Source organism: Vibrio sp. PID23_8 (assembly GCF_003584965.1).
Classification (GTDB): domain Bacteria; phylum Pseudomonadota; class Gammaproteobacteria; order Enterobacterales; family Vibrionaceae; genus Vibrio.
In genome coordinates this window covers 1-15,661 of record NZ_LIXE01000004.1, presented here as the reverse complement: position 1 = coordinate 15,661, position 15,661 = coordinate 1, and the positions used below count along the sequence as shown (strand labels likewise).

Annotated in this window: 17 protein-coding genes; 1 reads left to right on the top strand and 16 read right to left on the bottom strand. The window is 38.5% G+C overall.

Translation table 11 applies throughout. The annotated features are described in order from the left end of the window. The first annotated feature begins 682 nt into the window (after window positions 1–682). Complete coding sequence (gene wecA / locus AK966_RS08960) at window positions 683–1,768, top strand: UDP-N-acetylglucosamine--undecaprenyl-phosphate N-acetylglucosaminephosphotransferase (protein ID WP_119464007.1); 1,086 nt, start codon at window positions 683–685, stop codon at window positions 1,766–1,768. Between the two features lie 48 nt (window positions 1,769–1,816). Here the strand turns inward: wecA and AK966_RS08955 are convergent, their stop codons facing one another. From AK966_RS08955 to AK966_RS08880, 16 genes are all read right to left on the bottom strand, one after another. Then, window positions 1,817–2,824, bottom strand: coding sequence for a transposase (locus AK966_RS08955; RefSeq protein ID WP_119464006.1), 1,008 nt, complete (start codon window positions 2,822–2,824; stop codon window positions 1,817–1,819). A 13-nt stretch (window positions 2,825–2,837) separates the two neighbouring features. Beyond that, the gene (locus AK966_RS08950; protein WP_119464005.1) at window positions 2,838–3,092 is read right to left on the bottom strand and encodes a DUF2442 domain-containing protein; all 255 of its coding nucleotides are present in this window, start codon (window positions 3,090–3,092) and stop codon (window positions 2,838–2,840) included. Window positions 3,093–3,101: 9 nt separating this feature from the next. Continuing rightward, on the bottom strand, window positions 3,102–3,371 hold the full coding sequence (locus AK966_RS08945) for a DUF4160 domain-containing protein (RefSeq protein ID WP_119464004.1): 270 nt from the start codon (window positions 3,369–3,371) through the stop codon (window positions 3,102–3,104). Window positions 3,372–3,420: 49 nt separating this feature from the next. Beyond that, entirely contained in the window at window positions 3,421–3,738 is a 318-nt protein-coding gene (locus tag AK966_RS08940; RefSeq protein ID WP_119464003.1) for a hypothetical protein, read from the bottom strand. 51 nt (window positions 3,739–3,789) lie between these two features. Then, a complete protein-coding gene (gene tnpB / locus AK966_RS08935; protein ID WP_147422376.1) occupies window positions 3,790–4,146 on the bottom strand; it encodes an IS66 family insertion sequence element accessory protein TnpB in 357 nt (118 codons plus the stop codon). Next, the gene (gene tnpA / locus AK966_RS08930) at window positions 4,143–4,436 is read right to left on the bottom strand and encodes an IS66 family insertion sequence element accessory protein TnpA (protein WP_119464002.1); all 294 of its coding nucleotides are present in this window, start codon (window positions 4,434–4,436) and stop codon (window positions 4,143–4,145) included. Before tnpA (AK966_RS08930) ends, tnpB begins: the two co-directional genes overlap by 4 nt. A 168-nt stretch (window positions 4,437–4,604) precedes the next feature. Next, window positions 4,605–4,898: an IS66 family insertion sequence element accessory protein TnpA gene (gene tnpA, locus AK966_RS08925; RefSeq protein ID WP_119464001.1), complete on the bottom strand. Its 294-nt coding sequence runs from the start codon at window positions 4,896–4,898 to the stop codon at window positions 4,605–4,607. A gap of 297 nt (window positions 4,899–5,195) precedes the next feature. Then, window positions 5,196–5,951 carry a glycosyltransferase family 2 protein gene (locus tag AK966_RS08920; protein ID WP_119464000.1) on the bottom strand — a complete coding sequence of 252 codons (756 nt, stop codon included), beginning with the start codon at window positions 5,949–5,951 and terminating at the stop codon, window positions 5,196–5,198. Window positions 5,952–5,990: 39 nt separating this feature from the next. Beyond that, window positions 5,991–7,124 (bottom strand): glycosyltransferase, encoded by a 1,134-nt coding sequence (locus AK966_RS08915; RefSeq protein WP_119463999.1) that lies wholly within the window; start codon window positions 7,122–7,124, stop codon window positions 5,991–5,993. Beyond that, window positions 7,121–8,056: a glycosyltransferase family A protein gene (locus tag AK966_RS08910; RefSeq protein ID WP_182852640.1), complete on the bottom strand. Its 936-nt coding sequence runs from the start codon at window positions 8,054–8,056 to the stop codon at window positions 7,121–7,123. Before AK966_RS08910 ends, AK966_RS08915 begins: the two co-directional genes overlap by 4 nt. After that, window positions 8,053–9,273 carry a lipopolysaccharide biosynthesis protein gene (locus tag AK966_RS08905; protein WP_119463997.1) on the bottom strand — a complete coding sequence of 407 codons (1,221 nt, stop codon included), beginning with the start codon at window positions 9,271–9,273 and terminating at the stop codon, window positions 8,053–8,055. Before AK966_RS08905 ends, AK966_RS08910 begins: the two co-directional genes overlap by 4 nt. Then, complete coding sequence (locus AK966_RS08900) at window positions 9,263–10,099, bottom strand: glycosyltransferase family 2 protein (RefSeq protein WP_220473351.1); 837 nt, start codon at window positions 10,097–10,099, stop codon at window positions 9,263–9,265. The genes AK966_RS08905 and AK966_RS08900 overlap by 11 nt, the downstream gene beginning before the upstream one ends. A gap of 7 nt (window positions 10,100–10,106) precedes the next feature. Next, window positions 10,107–11,408 (bottom strand): O-antigen ligase family protein, encoded by a 1,302-nt coding sequence (locus tag AK966_RS08895; protein WP_119463995.1) that lies wholly within the window; start codon window positions 11,406–11,408, stop codon window positions 10,107–10,109. Then, window positions 11,392–12,156 (bottom strand): hypothetical protein, encoded by a 765-nt coding sequence (locus AK966_RS08890; protein WP_119463994.1) that lies wholly within the window; start codon window positions 12,154–12,156, stop codon window positions 11,392–11,394. Before AK966_RS08890 ends, AK966_RS08895 begins: the two co-directional genes overlap by 17 nt. A gap of 511 nt (window positions 12,157–12,667) precedes the next feature. Next, window positions 12,668–13,507: a UTP--glucose-1-phosphate uridylyltransferase GalU gene (gene galU, locus AK966_RS08885; protein WP_119463993.1), complete on the bottom strand. Its 840-nt coding sequence runs from the start codon at window positions 13,505–13,507 to the stop codon at window positions 12,668–12,670. A gap of 160 nt (window positions 13,508–13,667) precedes the next feature. Continuing rightward, complete coding sequence (locus AK966_RS08880; protein WP_119463992.1) at window positions 13,668–14,663, bottom strand: Wzz/FepE/Etk N-terminal domain-containing protein; 996 nt, start codon at window positions 14,661–14,663, stop codon at window positions 13,668–13,670. Window positions 14,664–15,661 lie beyond the last annotated feature (998 nt).

The following is a 15,661-nucleotide window of genomic DNA, read 5'->3' as shown; positions in this document are numbered from 1 at the left end:
TCACGTCCGTGCCTCACTGTTCAGAATGACCACGCTACCTAGCCATGATTTCTGTTGCTGAATACCGTCATTCCAGTGAGCCATAGCGAGACTAGGAATCTAATACCCACACGCAGTTTAATCTCAGTTCGTCGCCTTAACGTCTTCAAACTCGGCACGTAGATTCTGAATCACGCTCGTGCCTCACTATTCAGAATGACCACATTATATAGCCATGATTTCTGTTGCTAAACATCGTCATTCCAGCGAGCCTTAGCGAGACTAGGAATCTATTACCCACACGCAGTTTAATCTCAGTTCGTGTCGTAGCCTTAACGCCTTCAAACTCGGCTCGTAGATTCTGAATCACGTTCGTCCCTCACTGTTCAGAATGACCACGCTACCTAGCCATAATTTCTGTTGCTGAATACCGTCATTCCGACGAGTCTAGACGAGATCAGGAATCTATTGTCAGCACACTCTGAGTTTAGAGCAAAGCACCCTTCGAGACGCGCTCGAGCCCCCCTGAAACAGATTCGAATCTCGCATGTTAATTATTCAGCGTAAATCATATGAGACCTTCGAACTACATACAGATATTCAAACCAAGACTCAGCATTGTTACAAATCGCTTCTTTTGTAAAATACTCATTTACGCTAAAATCACCGCGTTAAAAATACAAAAAATAACCAGTGGCCGTTTATGTTTCTCGAGCTTAGTTTTATCTTTTTTTCTTCTTTCGCCACACTTTTCTTAATGCGTAAAGTGGCCAAAAAAATGGGTTTAGTCGACAAACCAAACGCAAGAAAATTGCATAGTGGCGCCGTGCCATTAGTCGGTGGCATTTCAATCTGCTTAGTGCTAGCACAATACCTTACGTTTAAACCCGAGATTATTGAGCATAGCTGGCTATACCTGCTGTGTATCTGCACACTCACGTTAATTGGTGCGATTGATGACAAAATCGATCTCAGCTTTAAAATCCGAATGGGGATTCAAGCGCTGCTTTCGATTGTGATGATGAAAGTCGCCGGGATTGAACTGCATAGCCTTGGTAACATGTTTGGCATCGGGGATATTTCACTGGGGTGGATTGGCAGCATTATTACTATTCTCGCTGTTATTGGCGCGATCAACGCCTTCAATATGGTCGACGGCATTGACGGACTGTTAGGCGGCCTGTCGATTGTCACCCTTGGCGCATTGGCCTATCTCCTACAAGTGGATAGTCAACATGGCGCAGCGTACCTATGCATCGTGATTATCGTAGCGATGCTGCCTTACATTTTCATGAATTTGGGAATTTTAGGCCGAGAAAGAAAAGTGTTTATGGGGGATGCGGGCAGCATGATGATTGGCTTTACCGTGATTTGGTTGCTGCTTGGCGTAAGCCAGACGGAACAAACGGAGCCATTAATGCGACCAGTTACCGCGCTTTGGCTTATAGCACTGCCATTGATGGATATGGCAGCGATTATGATCAGGCGTGTACGCCGTGGTGATTCACCGTTTAAACCAGATCGTGAACACTTGCATCATATCTTCCAGCGCTTAGGCCTTGGCCCGCGCCAAACGTTAGTCGCTATCTGCGCTATTGCATTAGCTTTTGCCGCTTTTGGTATCTACGGTGAAAACGCCAACCTACCAGAAGTGGTAATGTTTGGTTTGTTTATTGCCTGCTTTATTGGCTACGCGATCGTACTCGCTTACGTTTGGCGGATCACCAGCTATCTGCGTAACAAGCTTGGAAAAAACACTCAAACGGAAAACACTGGTATTTCTCAATAAGAAATCAGGGGAGAATCTAAAATGGGACACAAAGCCGATGTCCGCTGACTAACTAAGGTAACTTGCCACCTTAGCCTGATTACTCACCCAAGAGCGGTTGGTATGAGACGCATAGCTTTCTAGCTCATCTAATGTCCCAACCGCGCAACAAAAAGCAGAACCAAAGAAGTCCGACAACTTCTGCCACTTCGCTGACGAAAGGTGAAACTTTTGCAAAATAGTTTGATTCTGAGGGGGGATATAGCCACGCTTATTAGGCTTTATCTGCTGGCCAAGTTCTTCTAATAACGATAGATAGTCTAATAAAGAAAATTCCACGCCATTGCAGGGTCGCTGTGCTCTTTGCCCACCAAGAAAACCAAATAGACCTTTACGTGGCAATACATTCAATTGACCATTGCCTTTATCACTGAGCGAGCAAACCGAATGTATGCGCTCATAAATGGAAGTGAACTCTGACTCTTCGAGGGTTTGCGCCATATCTGCACGAATTGGGTTAAGATCAACATAAGCCATGCAAGATAGTAATGCTTGCTCGTCTAGCAGAGCCTGAGATTTAAACCTCCCCTCCCAGAAACGGCCTTTACAGCCCTCTTCTTTATTCGCCTCACGTGCCACATACTCATTAAGGTTGCGCATAAACCAAGAAATATCCGTTAAGCGCTCGCGCCACTCACTAACCAATTCAAGCGCTTTGTTGGTTTCGACCTTAGATTTCAAATCACCATCGAGCCAACGGCTCACGAGCAGTGGTGCTTTATATAATCTAGTCCACCGCCTTGCGACGTCTTCGTTACTCCAAGATTGCGCCAAGGGCTCGTCAACGTGCAGCACTAAGTGGTAGTGATTAGACATAATGGCATAAGCACAGATATCAACAGCAAACACTTGGCTTAATAAGCGCATGCGCTCCACTATCCAGACCCGGCGATGCTCAAAACTTTGCCCTGAATAAGTATCTTCACCGCATAAAAAAGCACGGCGTACACACCGTGAAATACAGTGATAGTACGCCGTGTCTTGAAGAGAGATTTGTGTTGAACGTGCCTGAGTCATCCTTACTCCTGATCTATTTATTTACACGTTGTGTTACGCTATTCCCCAACAGATATAATGTATCGTAACTAAAATCTTGCTCGTTTGGCCACTCAACAGAACCAAATGCAACCGACACTCTTTTAAAATAACTGACATCTTTTAGCTCTTGAAAGATCCCCTTATCCAGATACGGCGAGACATCAAAGATCTTGGTTTCACTATTATCGAAGCTGACAATCAGTGTATAGTCATCGGAAGGTTGGACAGAGACTACGCTAGGGTTCATAACTACCTCCTACTTCAGCGGGTCAATTTTAAAAACTGACTCACCGTTTATAGCAAGCTCCCAATCAGCCATCAACTCATCTTTGTGGATTTCAATCCATGCATCAACAAGCTTCTGCTTATTCGACGGAATACTGCCTTCAAGAACACGCCCGTCAGGTATTTCAACGATGACGGAATCACCCTGATAATGCACATGTATGTGCGGGGTACTATGCTGCTGATTATCGAAGTAGTACATTCGAACTATGATTCCATAAAACATTGAGATGGTTGGCATGAGCTTCCTGTGCCTAAATAATGATAGATAATTTAAGCTTAGTCACGTTCTAATAAACCGTCAAATATATGGGTGTCCTGTCATCATTTGTTCGAGTGTAGGTGATGGTTTCGGTTTCGGGCTCATCATTGTCAACAGGGGCATCGTTAAGCTGCTCTGCCTCATTGAACAAGCAACCTTGCGCTGGGAACTTTTCACTCTGAGGAAGATAACGCTTGGCTTGGGCCCGGCGGAACTGCTCCCACATCTCAGCGATACGAGACTCATATTTGTTGGTGATTTTCTGGGACGTGGTTTCAACCAAACTATCAATGTAAGCTTGGATTTCTGGGGTGATGCCCGCTGGCTTGCTGAGTTCCTTTTGCATACATTAAGTATAGTAAAAACATCAGCATATGCATGATTTATTAGTGATTTTTTACGACATTTTCAAGTCAGTTAACGGCTCGTGGGCAACGGCATTTTGCCAGTTCAATCCATCCAGCAACCAGCGCAATTGTCTGGCAGTTACCTCAAGTGCGATGGTGTCTTTGGGGTGACGCGGCCATTTAAACCGGCCTTTTTCCAACCGGCGGTAATGGAGCCAAAATCCATTGGTGTCCCATTGAAGAATTTTTAGCTTGTCACGCCCACGATTGCAGAATACAAACCAGTGTGGCCCGATGGGATCAAGCTCTAAAACATCTTCAACCAACAAAGCGAGTGTGTTGATTGACTTACGCATGTCTGTCACACCAGTTGCCAGGTAGACTTGGCCTCGTGACGAACTAATCATGCAAGAAGCTGTAGTAATTGAGGTAATAAGCTTAGGGCAGATCTATCACTGACTGAAACTCGGTAGCCCGTTGGCGTTTCGATGACAATCGGACTTTGCGGAGTGATTGCTGGCAAAGGAACGATGACACTTTTGTCTTGCTCTTTTGGCGCAGTGAGCTTCTTCTGCCAATAATAGAAAGTCTGCACTGACAATTGATGTTGCTCGCACCACTCGTTGATAGTGATGCCGCTATCTTTTTGCCGTTGAAGGCGTTCTTGCCAGAGATGATTCTTATCTTTATGAGTCATGGTATAGCTCCTTGATGAAAGAGCTATATCAATATCATTTGGTGATGCTTAGGGAAATGTGGGGCGAAATAGGCGCTTACTCTTCAACCAACAAAGCGAGTGTGTTGATTGACTTACGCATGTCTGTCACACCAGTTACCAGGTAGACTTGGCCTCGTGGCGAACTAATCATGCAAGAAGCTGTAGTAATTGAGGTAATAAACTTAGGGCAGGTCTATCACTGACTGAAACTCGGTAGCCCGTTGGCGTTTCGATGACAATCGGGCTTTGCGGAGTGATTGCTGGCAAAGGAACGATGACACTTTTGACTTGCTCTTTTGGCGCAGTGAGCTTCTTCTGCCAATAATAGAAAGTCTGCACTGACAATTGATGCTGCTCGCACCACTCGTTGATAGTGATGCCGCTATCTTTTTGCTGTTGAAAGCGTTCTTGCCAGAGATGATTCTTATCTTTATGAGTCATTGTATAGCTCCTTGATGAAAGACCTATATCAATATCATTTGGTGATGCTTAGGGAAATGTGGGGCGAAATAGGCGCTTACTGTTGAACGCGGTTGAGTCATTTGTCAAAGCCCTAAATTAGTCACCTTGCTATTAAAGCTAGACGACAGAATTTATGCTGTCAAATTAATGGATGTCCGGTATTTTGTATTCCAGAGATCGCAGGCTCTTTGACATCTCGAATTAATGACAATTTTCAGGTTCTCAAGCCTGCATCTTCAAGTTGAACGGGTATAAATTTGGGCCGTCCAATTCTTGTTACTTACGAAATACTGCACGAAAAGCATAAAAAATAAAACATTCAACTGACAAGATCAGAGGCAGTCGTTCGACCTCTCTATATATTTGCCATTGCCTAATTGCCTTTTTAAACTTATTACGTGAGATTGAGTTGGGGAGTATACGATATTCTGTTAACACACAAGTAATAGGATAAGCGTGAATTCCTGTCTTTAATAACTTTAGCCACAACGCATAATCCTGTCCAGTTCGCAACAATGGCATTTGAATTTCATTGAAAGCATCACGCCTTAACATTACAGTAGAACACCCTATTGTCGCTTTCTTTCTTAACATATCCTGATAATTAATTGCTTTAGAATGATGAGTATCAACAACTTGACTCAATGAATTACCTTGAGCATCAATCAATTCGTAAGCTGTAAAAGAAAAATCAACCTTACTATTCTCCATGAAATCCAATTGCTTTTCTATCTTATTCGGTCTCCAAAGGTCATCACTGTCGATAAATGCAATAAACTGACCTTTAGCCCTATCTAATGATGCATTTCTTGATACAGCTGCCCCAGAGTTAACTAGATTTTTGCGTATTTTTACACGAGAGTCATTAAGAGCAATATTGTTCAAAATGGTATAGGTATCGTCACTCGAGCAATCATCGGTGACAAGCCACTCCCATTTGTGAAAAGTTTGATTGCACAGCGAGTGATACGTGTGCAATATAGTTGCCTCGCAATTAAAGGCGGGAGTAATTATAGAAACAATTGCGGTCATTTTTTATAGCCTTTATATAGTGATAACATTGTATAATATTTATGTACTATTCTTTAATTGACAAATACGCTTTAAGCCGTTTATTTTGATAAAATAAAAAATATTTTTTAGCACCAAGCTTGTATCTACTTCTTCATCAAACAATATCTTTAGCCATTGCTCACCCACAATAGGTAACCGAAATCTTTCAAAGTAATTACTAAAGTCATCGTTTAGATTGTATAGGTATTCATCATAAACTCGGTCATCCAACGTTATTAAGAAATCAACGATAGAATTAATATGATTAAAGACAGTTTTGTTTTTTAATTTCGTAACAATTGTTTCCTGCTGCCCCCCTCGGTTTAACGTAATTGGAATACAATTATTAACTTGAGCATCCAAAAATGAATAACCAAAAGTTTCACTTGCTTTTTCACCGAGCCCATAAAGAAGAAAGTGAGAATTATTCATCACATTATAGAGCTCGTTTCTTTGTATCATTCCGCCATAATCAAAACTAGAATCATTAAATTTTCTAATTCTATCCTTGATATGGTTTAGTCTTTGTTGTTCAAAATCAGATGTGAGACTGCCATAAAACTTTGCAACTACTTTTCTATGCTTTGCGACAGACTCCACAACTTTTATAAACTCACCAAAACCTTTATTTTTTGACACGCTACCAGAGAAAACCAAATTAATCTCTTTTTCTACACTACACTTGGCGCTTTTTTTAACTATGGACGGTTCTGAAAAAAAAGGATTGTAGATACGAGATACTTTTATACTTCGAGACTTAAATGCAAGCCAACCTGCATGGTAATCTGAAACACAAACACCGTGTGACACTCCACCTTTATTCAAAATATCCGTAAACTCTTGAGACATAATGAAGTTATGATTCCAAAAGATAACTTTTTGATAGGCAGAATTAAAAAGCTGATAACTTTTGATAGCATGTGAAACAAGGATTACATGGCTATATTGTTTACTATCCTCGATAGCATTTATATCACCAGAAGATGAAGCGCCTCTGACGTCTACAGCAATATTTCTGCTATTTAAAAATAATGCAACCAAACTGATTGATAACGCAGTCCCTGAACAACTAACATCCCTTGCACTTTCAATATCCTTTAATAATGGAACAAAGCTCTCATTATGTAGTATTAAAACTTTAATATTTTTCATTTAATCAATCCATTTAAAGTTAGAATTTTTGAAATGTATTTATAAAGTTTCATTTTAAAAACATATGTGTATGGCCTAACACCTTTAAAGTTCACATATTCATTTGTGATGTCGAAAACATATCCAAACTTTCGTTGTTTGAAATTTTCCTTTAAAACATTTAAAAGATGTCTTATCACACGCATCTTAGCATATTTTATATCATCTTCAGAGAGAGCACCACTATTACACTGAGCATAAAGCCTTTGAATAAATGGTAATACAAATAAGTCAACGTGTGTATTTAGTCCCAGTTCTCCATCCTTGTTATAATATGCAAGAACCTTATTTATAAAGCAAAAATCATATTTATAAGATAGTCTAATCCAATAATCTTGATCTTCTCCTTTCTGCTCGCACAAGGCAAAATAACCAGTGGCTTGTATTGCTTTCATTGATATACATATATTTGATGAGGTAGCAGGTAACTCAAATCCTGGAAATGCAATAGTTTTCAGGTAACTATCCAATATCGTATATTTATCATTGTAGTTAAAGTTATATTTATTATATACTAAACTTCCATTTTTAATGAAAGCATAGTTTACAAGCACGACATCAACACTAACATTTGTAGATAAATAATCACTAATCTCCTTTATATAATTGCAATCCCAAAAATCATCCGCATCCAAAAAGCTAATATAATCACCTGAAGCAGATTCTATTCCCAAGTTTCGAGCACTACTAACACCTAAGTTTCGAGATGAAATTATTTTAATTTTATCTGAACGGAAACTTTTGACAATAGACTCAGAACTATCAGTTGAGCCATCATTTACAACTATAATTTCAAAAGGAGATACCGTTTGATTTAAAACGCTCTCTAACGTTTTTCTTATTTCTTTCTCTTTATTGTAAAGAGGAATAACAACGGATATTTTACAATTCAAAACCCTACTCTTCTTAATGCCAGATAACGACACAAACTAAGACTTAAAACTTGAAGTGACAGAGCAAAAATAATTCCATATAATCCAAAGTCACTTGGTAAAACAGTTAGTAACAATACATAAAAAACATTTGCAAACAAAATAAATTTGGCATCCATGACAGCCTTTTCCGTAGCAATCATCATCAAACCAAAAACACTAAATGTTAGAGCTAAGATTTCTATTAAAAATATAGTAATTACAGAGTAAAGTCCCATATCAAATGCAATGAAGTTCTTTCCAAAAAACTCATACAAGAAAAACAATACTATAGACACTATAGATAAACAAAAAAAATAAATCAGCATCATTTTTTTTGAAAATGAGATAGCACCTTTTAGTTCATGACGTCTTACTAAACTTGAAACTTCGGGAAAAATAACTTGATTCATAGGTGCGACCAATCTACCTAGCAAACTACTATATTTTCTAATTAGCTTATAAACTCCAACAGTGTCCGCACCAAAAAAACCAGCAATGATAAATGAGTCCATAGTACTAACAGGAAGATCGGATACTTGTGTTAAATTAATTTTTGCTCCACTAACTAAACAACTTCTCATATCCAAACTTAAGGAATCTTTAAAATTAAACCTTATAAAGTTTATATCTGAAATTTTATAAGCTACAACATTAATCAATAAAAAATAAGCAATCTCTGTAATAACAAATATTTTTATTACAATAATTAAATCTAAATCATAAAGTAATATCAAAATAGCTCTTGAAGCGGACAAGAATACAGCACTCAACGATAACAATTCATAACGATTATTTTTCCTAATTATTGCCTGGGCTGTATCTTGGTTTCTAAAAATGATTAACAAAAAATACACAAATAGAGGCGTGATCAAATCACTAATATCAAAAAAACTATCAATAATGAGAACTACTGAGCATCCGACGATTAAAGCAAGTAATGACAAGAAAATATTTATGTAGAAATAAACACTATAGTAATTATAGTCATCTTGCCCCCATCGTATTATTGCTTGCCAACCTTGAATATTAAAAACTTTATCTAAAGTTATGTATGCAGATTGACAAATAACAAACAAACCAAATTCGTATATACCAAGATCATTAGCTATGTACGTTACACTGAATAGTGAAATAAAAGATGCTAAAATATTCCCACTAATCAAACGAGAAAAATTATTTATTACTCTACTTAACATCTAATTTCTCAAAAAATTCGAACACATCATTGATTACTTTGTCATTTAAATTATGAGTTACGTTATTTTTAACCAAACCTGTCGATAACGTACTAATAATAGGAGGGAAATGAATGTTTTTCTTGTAGACTCTTCGAGAAATCACGCCACAACTAGAAGTCACTCCTTTATACCAAATATCATCCATATATTTGGCTCTTTTAAGAATTTCATTAAAATTGATTACTTGTTCGTTTAAACTAGTCATTGGATAAAATACCCCAGAAACACCTGTAGGAAGTAGATTTATACTCCCTTGATCTTCAGAAGTATTATTATTTAAACTAGCATTATATAAAAAGTTCCCTTCTCCATCACAAACAAGATCATGACCTCTGTAACAAAGGACGTCATTAGGATATGTTACATGTTTTTTTAAAAAACCATCTAACCAATTTTGGGGATAAAGTATATCGTCATCAGCAGTAACAATGACATCATATGTGCATTTGTTTTTCATTACATAATTATACATGTATGACAATTTTTTATACGAACGCATATTTTCAGAAACGAACTTTATCTTAACCCCTCTATCCCTCAGTTTTCTCAACGACTTAGGCAACTCATTTTCTGTGCAATCTTCTTCAGATAGCCACAAATAAACGTCATAGCCACTGACATTTTGATTTAATATAGACTCTAACGTTAAATATACTGTATCGAGTCGCTCATTATATGTCGTCAAACTCACGACTACTTTATTTTTTCCAGTCGCTATAGATTTTCTAGAGAAAACATTTCGATTCTTATTTAAAAAGTAATGCCATATACTTTTTATTGCCATTATTACTTTACAAAACACTTTCATACCTTTTATATCTCATGACAAATGCAAAAAATATACTTATCCCACCTAAAGAAAAATATAAAAACTGCAGTCTTATAATGTCTATATATGCATTGGTAAACGAAGCTATAAACATAGAAATTAGCCAACTAGAAATCACAAGAAAAAAGTTCTTCTCAGTTCTTGTTTTTGCATTTAAAAAAGATACAACTGATGAATATGAAAAAATAATCATCGTCGTAACAAGCAAAATCAATCCTACCAAGCCATACCTAAATCCGTACAATATATATTGCATTTCCAATATACTCATCGTTGCCTTTGATGGACCATTTCCGAATAATATTGTAACCACATTTTTACTAGTTAATTGGATGACTTCTTTCAATTGTACGTCTCTTGCATTAAATGAAGTATTATTTCCTTCTATAAAGGCTTGGACACCATGAATCAAGTAAGGATAATTCACTTCCAGATAGTCGAAACTAAAAAACAAAACCACTACAAAAACAAAAAACAGGATTAATATTAGCGCACTTTTTTTAACACGCTTGAATTTTGATTTTATCATATCAGAGCCAAGCAGAAAAAATAACACGAAAAAATACACGAAAATCAGTATAAATCCAGTTCTACTTTGAGAAAGAACCAATGAAATAAATACACAACCAATAAGAAACATGCTTTTAATGTTTTTGATTGAAAATACTTTATCGAGTGTGCTTACGACATAAAAACCTAGCATCAGTATTGCAAATACTGAAAAATCATACGGATTAACAAATGTCCCAGTCGCTCTGCCTGTATGAACATTGTGAGTTTTTGTATACATTGCTTTCAATGGTTTGAATAAGTCCAAATTCTGTATACATGCAAATATAATTACAATAGAACCTACAATAATTAGGCACCTTTCAACATTTTGTATAGATATCCCATTTTCATACAAACGCATACCGAATAAAACAGTTATCGAATACAGTAGTGGTCTATGCAATTCAAATATGTCTGATGTTATTATTTTACCAGGTGAGATTAACATGGATACACATATTAATATGAACCATGTAATACCAAAAGAGATAACTATAGTTTCAGTTCTATTTATTCTCTTTATGTTAACTAAAAACGACAATAGCAATAAAAAAAGACCAGCATTGATAAAAATTGCACCAATTTTACCACCACCATCATCACCTCCTAAAATAGAGTTAAATGTTGGAAATAAAAAATTGAACGCAACCACAACAACGAACATGAATTTATTGACGCTGTTATCATTTAAATGATTATTTGACCTTATCATAATATTGGTCTAATTCTGATTTTGACCCATGTTGAAAATAGAATCTTTTTGCATTGAAATCTATTGGTCTGCTTCTACCATAACCGAATGGCACTTTATCAAAATGCGTAATTATCGACAGTAACTTCCCAACACCTCTAAATTTAAAAACAAATTCTGGCAGAGCACTGAGCATACGACTTGTGCAAATGGCAAACTTATTTTCAGGGGAGATTTCATTGCAATCAGATGTCATTTTACTTAGTCGTGTTATAAATGGGAGTAATCCTTTTCTTTTAATTATGAAAAATGATTGCTGTGTTGCATGAGGTGTATTACCACTGTCACCAAACATATAATCACCAGTCATATTATTTATCGCTTCTTCAATTATATTTTCTCCATAAATTAGAGCATCTTGCTCGATATACACACAATAATCGACGTCACAGAGATATGCATAGTATAAGCCTGCAAGATGAGCTCTAGTTACTCCACATTTATCACCTATATGATTAGTTGAATGCCCAAAGTTTTTGTTTAAACTAATTACTTCAATTCGAGAATCTTTCTTTTCAATAGGTGGCTTTACTGGAGATGCAGAATCTACAATCAGTATTTTATCTGGCGTAGTATATTTATTTATAGCCTGATACCACAACTTGTGGAAATCTTCGCCACGAATATACTCATCTCCTAAATACTCATTTCTTTGATCTGTTTTTTCGTTATTATCACACCACCAACCACTAATAATTACATAACTCATACTTGTCCTAACTTTATAAAAAATTTGCTTAAGCAAGGAAATCTCATGAACAACCCCATCATTCAAGGGGTCCGAGAACCTTGCCTAAATAGTTGGCATCCATCACACTCTTCATTCGTTTACGTTGAATACCTCCCTTTAAGCTCATTACTTGCTTTAAAAGGTTCAAATATGCCTACCTGATCCTTGAAAAAGCCTCTGCGCGATCATCGACTCAACTAACTAGCGCAAATGCATTACGCCTAATAAGCGCTTAACATTTAAACCTTCAAGCTAATATCGTATATCGCCGTAACTTCCATCTCTTTCGCTACTTTTTTCTGTCACATAGATACTCGATACCCATTGGTTTTAGCTCAGGCTATTAAACTCTAAAGTACTTAACTCTCTGTTTGCTTCTACTAACTTAACTTTCTGGCAGCAATATGATTTGATGGCAATTTTTCATTTAGTTAACGAGGGCCTTTTACACAGCAGATGAACTCACCATGTCAATTTCACCAACAATTGGTTAACCTGTAGGTAGTGCTTTACTAAAAAAATTGTTAAAACAATAATTTGTCGCTTCGATATATCCTTCCACGCTACCGCAATCAAAGCGCTTACCTTTAAACTTGTATGCAAGCACGCAACCACTCCTCGCTTGTTTAAGTAGTGCATCCGTAATTTGGATTTCACCACCTTTACCAGGCTCAGTATTTTCGATCAGCTCAAAAATATCTGGGGTTAAGATGTAGCGGCCAATGATAGCTAGGTTGCTTGGTGCAGTTCCAGGCTCAGGTTTTTCAACCATGTCGTCAACGCGGTAAATATCGTCTTTGATCATTTCACCAGAAATCACACCGTACTTGTGCGTCTCTTCTGCAGGCACTTCTTGAACGGCAACAATAGAGCAACGGAATTGCTTAAATAGCGTAACCATTTGAGCAAGAACGCCTTCCTCTTCATTCACGCAAAGGTCATCCGCTAGAACTACCGCGAATGGTTCATCACCAACCAACTCACGGCCAGTCAAAATTGCATGACCTAGGCCTTTCATTTCGCGTTGACGAATGTAAGTGAAGTTTGCAGAGTCAATGATTTCACGAATGTCTACCAGTAGATCTTCTTTGTTAGTTCCACTGATTTGGTGCTCAAGTTCGTAGTTCTTATCGAAGTGGTCCATGATCGAGTGCTTGCCACGACCAGTAACGATACACATACCGTTCATACCAGCTTGAATCGCTTCTTCTACGCCATATTCAATCAGAGGTTTATTCACAACTGGCATCATCTCTTTTGGCATTGACTTCGTCGCTGGAAGAAATCGAGTGCCGTAGCCTGCCGCAGGAAATAGACATTTTTTAATCATAACTAACCAAACTTGTTGTATTTAACTTTGTATTTATCTCAGACTTTTCACCACCTGAGACATATTGCATTCAAAATGAGACAACCTAATTTTGCTATCTCACTGTAATACTTTGTTTTCACCTGTTTTGCCAAACTGGCCCCAATAGGTAACGCAAAGTCTAGGCTCTTGGACCTAGCTCCTCAGTATCCTCTTTTCGAAACGCAAAACGTACTAATACGATTGCCACACCCAACATGCCACCAAGCAATGTACCTAGCACACAAATCAGTGCGCGTTTCGGTCCATCTTTAAGCTCTGGTACCACTGCTGGGTCAACGACTTTGAAGATAAACTCTTCTTGTACTTCAGCCAGCATCAGGCTCTTAGTTTGCTCTTCGATCAGTTTGTAGAACGTGCTTTGCATATCTGCTACTGCTGTTTTTTGTAGCTGAGTATTTAGGTATGCAAGGTTTTGTGAGGTTTCCGCAATCGTACGTTCTCGCATCACTTTGTTGATGTCTTCAATCAACCAGTTCACCCATTGCTGAGCTACATAAGGTGAGTAGTTTTTGACTGATACCGTGTATAAGCCGCTTTCTTTGTCTTGGCTAACGCTCAAGACTTCTTTACTGAACACTTCAAACGCTTCTTGTGCCGTTGGTGTTGCGCCTCGTAGACCTTTAGCCTCGCGTAGCCATTCACCGGTAGTTGGGTTATAAAGCTCTTCATCTAGAATCAGCTTGTTGTTTGCTAAGTCCCAATCTTTTGCCGCCATTAAAGGCACCAGCAAGTCGTGCTTATTAATAAAGGCCTCTACAAACTGGCGAGATTTCATCACTTGCACGGCTAAATCGGTTTGCGAGGATTCTCCGCCACCAAGGTTGACGCCCGCTAGTGCCGCCAAACCGCCAAGTTGGCCAGCCATTTTTGATAGCCCGCCGCCGTTTGAGCTTTCTGCTGGCGCAAGCAATGCGTCAGATTTGTAGATATTTGGCAAGCTTAGTGCGTAAAGTACCGCACTGACTGCAAAGACAAATGTGGTCGCAATGATGATCCACTTACCTTTCCACAGAGCTCCGAACAGTTCGCGCAAGTCGATTTCGTCGTCCGCAGGTTGTTGGCTGTGGGGTGGGTACGGTAGGTAATGTTGTGGGTGTTCTTTTTGTGGTTCCATTGATGTTTTAGGTCCTGGGATCCTAGGGGCTAGGATCGAAAAAAATGATTACGGATTACGGATTACGGATTACGGATTACGGATTACGGATTACGGATTACGGAATGTTATTGTTACTACAAGTCATGTAAATCGTTTCTACATTTTGTACTTTGCAATCGCGATCTGCATTTTCTATTTAGCTGATTGCTCGCTGAAAGTAGATTCCTAGTCTCGCTTTGCTCGCTGGAATGACGTGTAAGTGCCCGTATTCAGTAAGCGAAGCGTTCTGTATTCTTGCTTCTGAGAAAGAGCGATATTCGTCATTCTGAACAGTGAGGAACGAACGTGATTCAGAATCTACTGATCGAGCTTGATAGCACTAAGGTGATATACCGAAACCAAATAGTGCGCTGATAATAGATTCCGGATGCTCGCCTGAGCTCGTCCGGGATGACGCTGTTAGATTCAGTGAACGCGTTTCAGTAAGCGAAGCGTTCTGTATTCCCTACTTAACTAAGTTCCCGCTGCAAGTAGATTCCTAGTCTCGCTTTTGCTCGCTGGAATGACGTGTAAGTGCCCATATTCCGTAAGCGAAGCGTTCTGTATTCTTTCTTCTGGGAAAGGGAGATATTCGTCATTCTGAACAGTGAGGAACGAACGTGATTCAGAATCTACTGATCGAGCTTGATAGCACTAAGGTGATAAACTGAAATTAAACAGTGCGCTGATAATAGATTCCTAGTCTCGCTTTTGCTCGCTGGAATGACGTTTTTAGTCTCCCGTATTCAGTAAGCGAAGCGTTCGGTATTCTTGCTTCTGGGAAAGGGAGATATTCGTCATTCTGAACAGTGAGGAACGAACGTGATTCAGAATCTACTGATCGAGCTTGATAGCACTAAGGTGATAAACTCAAATTAAACAGTGCGCTGATAATAGATTCCGGATGCTCGCCTGAGCTCGTCCGGAATGACGCTGTTAGGTTCAGTGAACGCGTTTCCGTAAGCAAAGCGCTCGGT

Coding starts and splice junctions, on each gene's coding strand:
- AK966_RS08915 (WP_119463999.1), bottom strand. CDS start 7,124: ATGAAAAATATTAAAGTTTTAATACTACATAATGAGAGCTTTGTTCCA.
- AK966_RS08950 (WP_119464005.1), bottom strand. CDS start 3,092: ATGAACCCTAGCGTAGTCTCTGTCCAACCTTCCGATGACTATACACTG.
- tnpA (WP_119464002.1), bottom strand. CDS start 4,436: ATGACTCATAAAGATAAGAATCATCTCTGGCAAGAACGCCTTCAACGG.
- tnpA (WP_119464001.1), bottom strand. CDS start 4,898: ATGACTCATAAAGATAAGAATCATCTCTGGCAAGAACGCTTTCAACAG.
- AK966_RS08905 (WP_119463997.1), bottom strand. CDS start 9,273: ATGTTAAGTAGAGTAATAAATAATTTTTCTCGTTTGATTAGTGGGAAT.
- AK966_RS08895 (WP_119463995.1), bottom strand. CDS start 11,408: ATGATAAGGTCAAATAATCATTTAAATGATAACAGCGTCAATAAATTC.
- galU (WP_119463993.1), bottom strand. CDS start 13,507: ATGATTAAAAAATGTCTATTTCCTGCGGCAGGCTACGGCACTCGATTT.
- AK966_RS08890 (WP_119463994.1), bottom strand. CDS start 12,156: ATGAGTTATGTAATTATTAGTGGTTGGTGGTGTGATAATAACGAAAAA.
- AK966_RS08920 (WP_119464000.1), bottom strand. CDS start 5,951: ATGACCGCAATTGTTTCTATAATTACTCCCGCCTTTAATTGCGAGGCA.
- wecA (WP_119464007.1), top strand. CDS start 683: ATGTTTCTCGAGCTTAGTTTTATCTTTTTTTCTTCTTTCGCCACACTT.
- AK966_RS08940 (WP_119464003.1), bottom strand. CDS start 3,738: ATGCAAAAGGAACTCAGCAAGCCAGCGGGCATCACCCCAGAAATCCAA.
- AK966_RS08955 (WP_119464006.1), bottom strand. CDS start 2,824: ATGACTCAGGCACGTTCAACACAAATCTCTCTTCAAGACACGGCGTAC.
- tnpB (WP_147422376.1), bottom strand. CDS start 4,146: ATGATTAGTTCGTCACGAGGCCAAGTCTACCTGGCAACTGGTGTGACA.
- AK966_RS08880 (WP_119463992.1), bottom strand. CDS start 14,663: ATGGAACCACAAAAAGAACACCCACAACATTACCTACCGTACCCACCC.
- AK966_RS08945 (WP_119464004.1), bottom strand. CDS start 3,371: ATGCCAACCATCTCAATGTTTTATGGAATCATAGTTCGAATGTACTAC.
- AK966_RS08900 (WP_220473351.1), bottom strand. CDS start 10,099: ATGGCAATAAAAAGTATATGGCATTACTTTTTAAATAAGAATCGAAAT.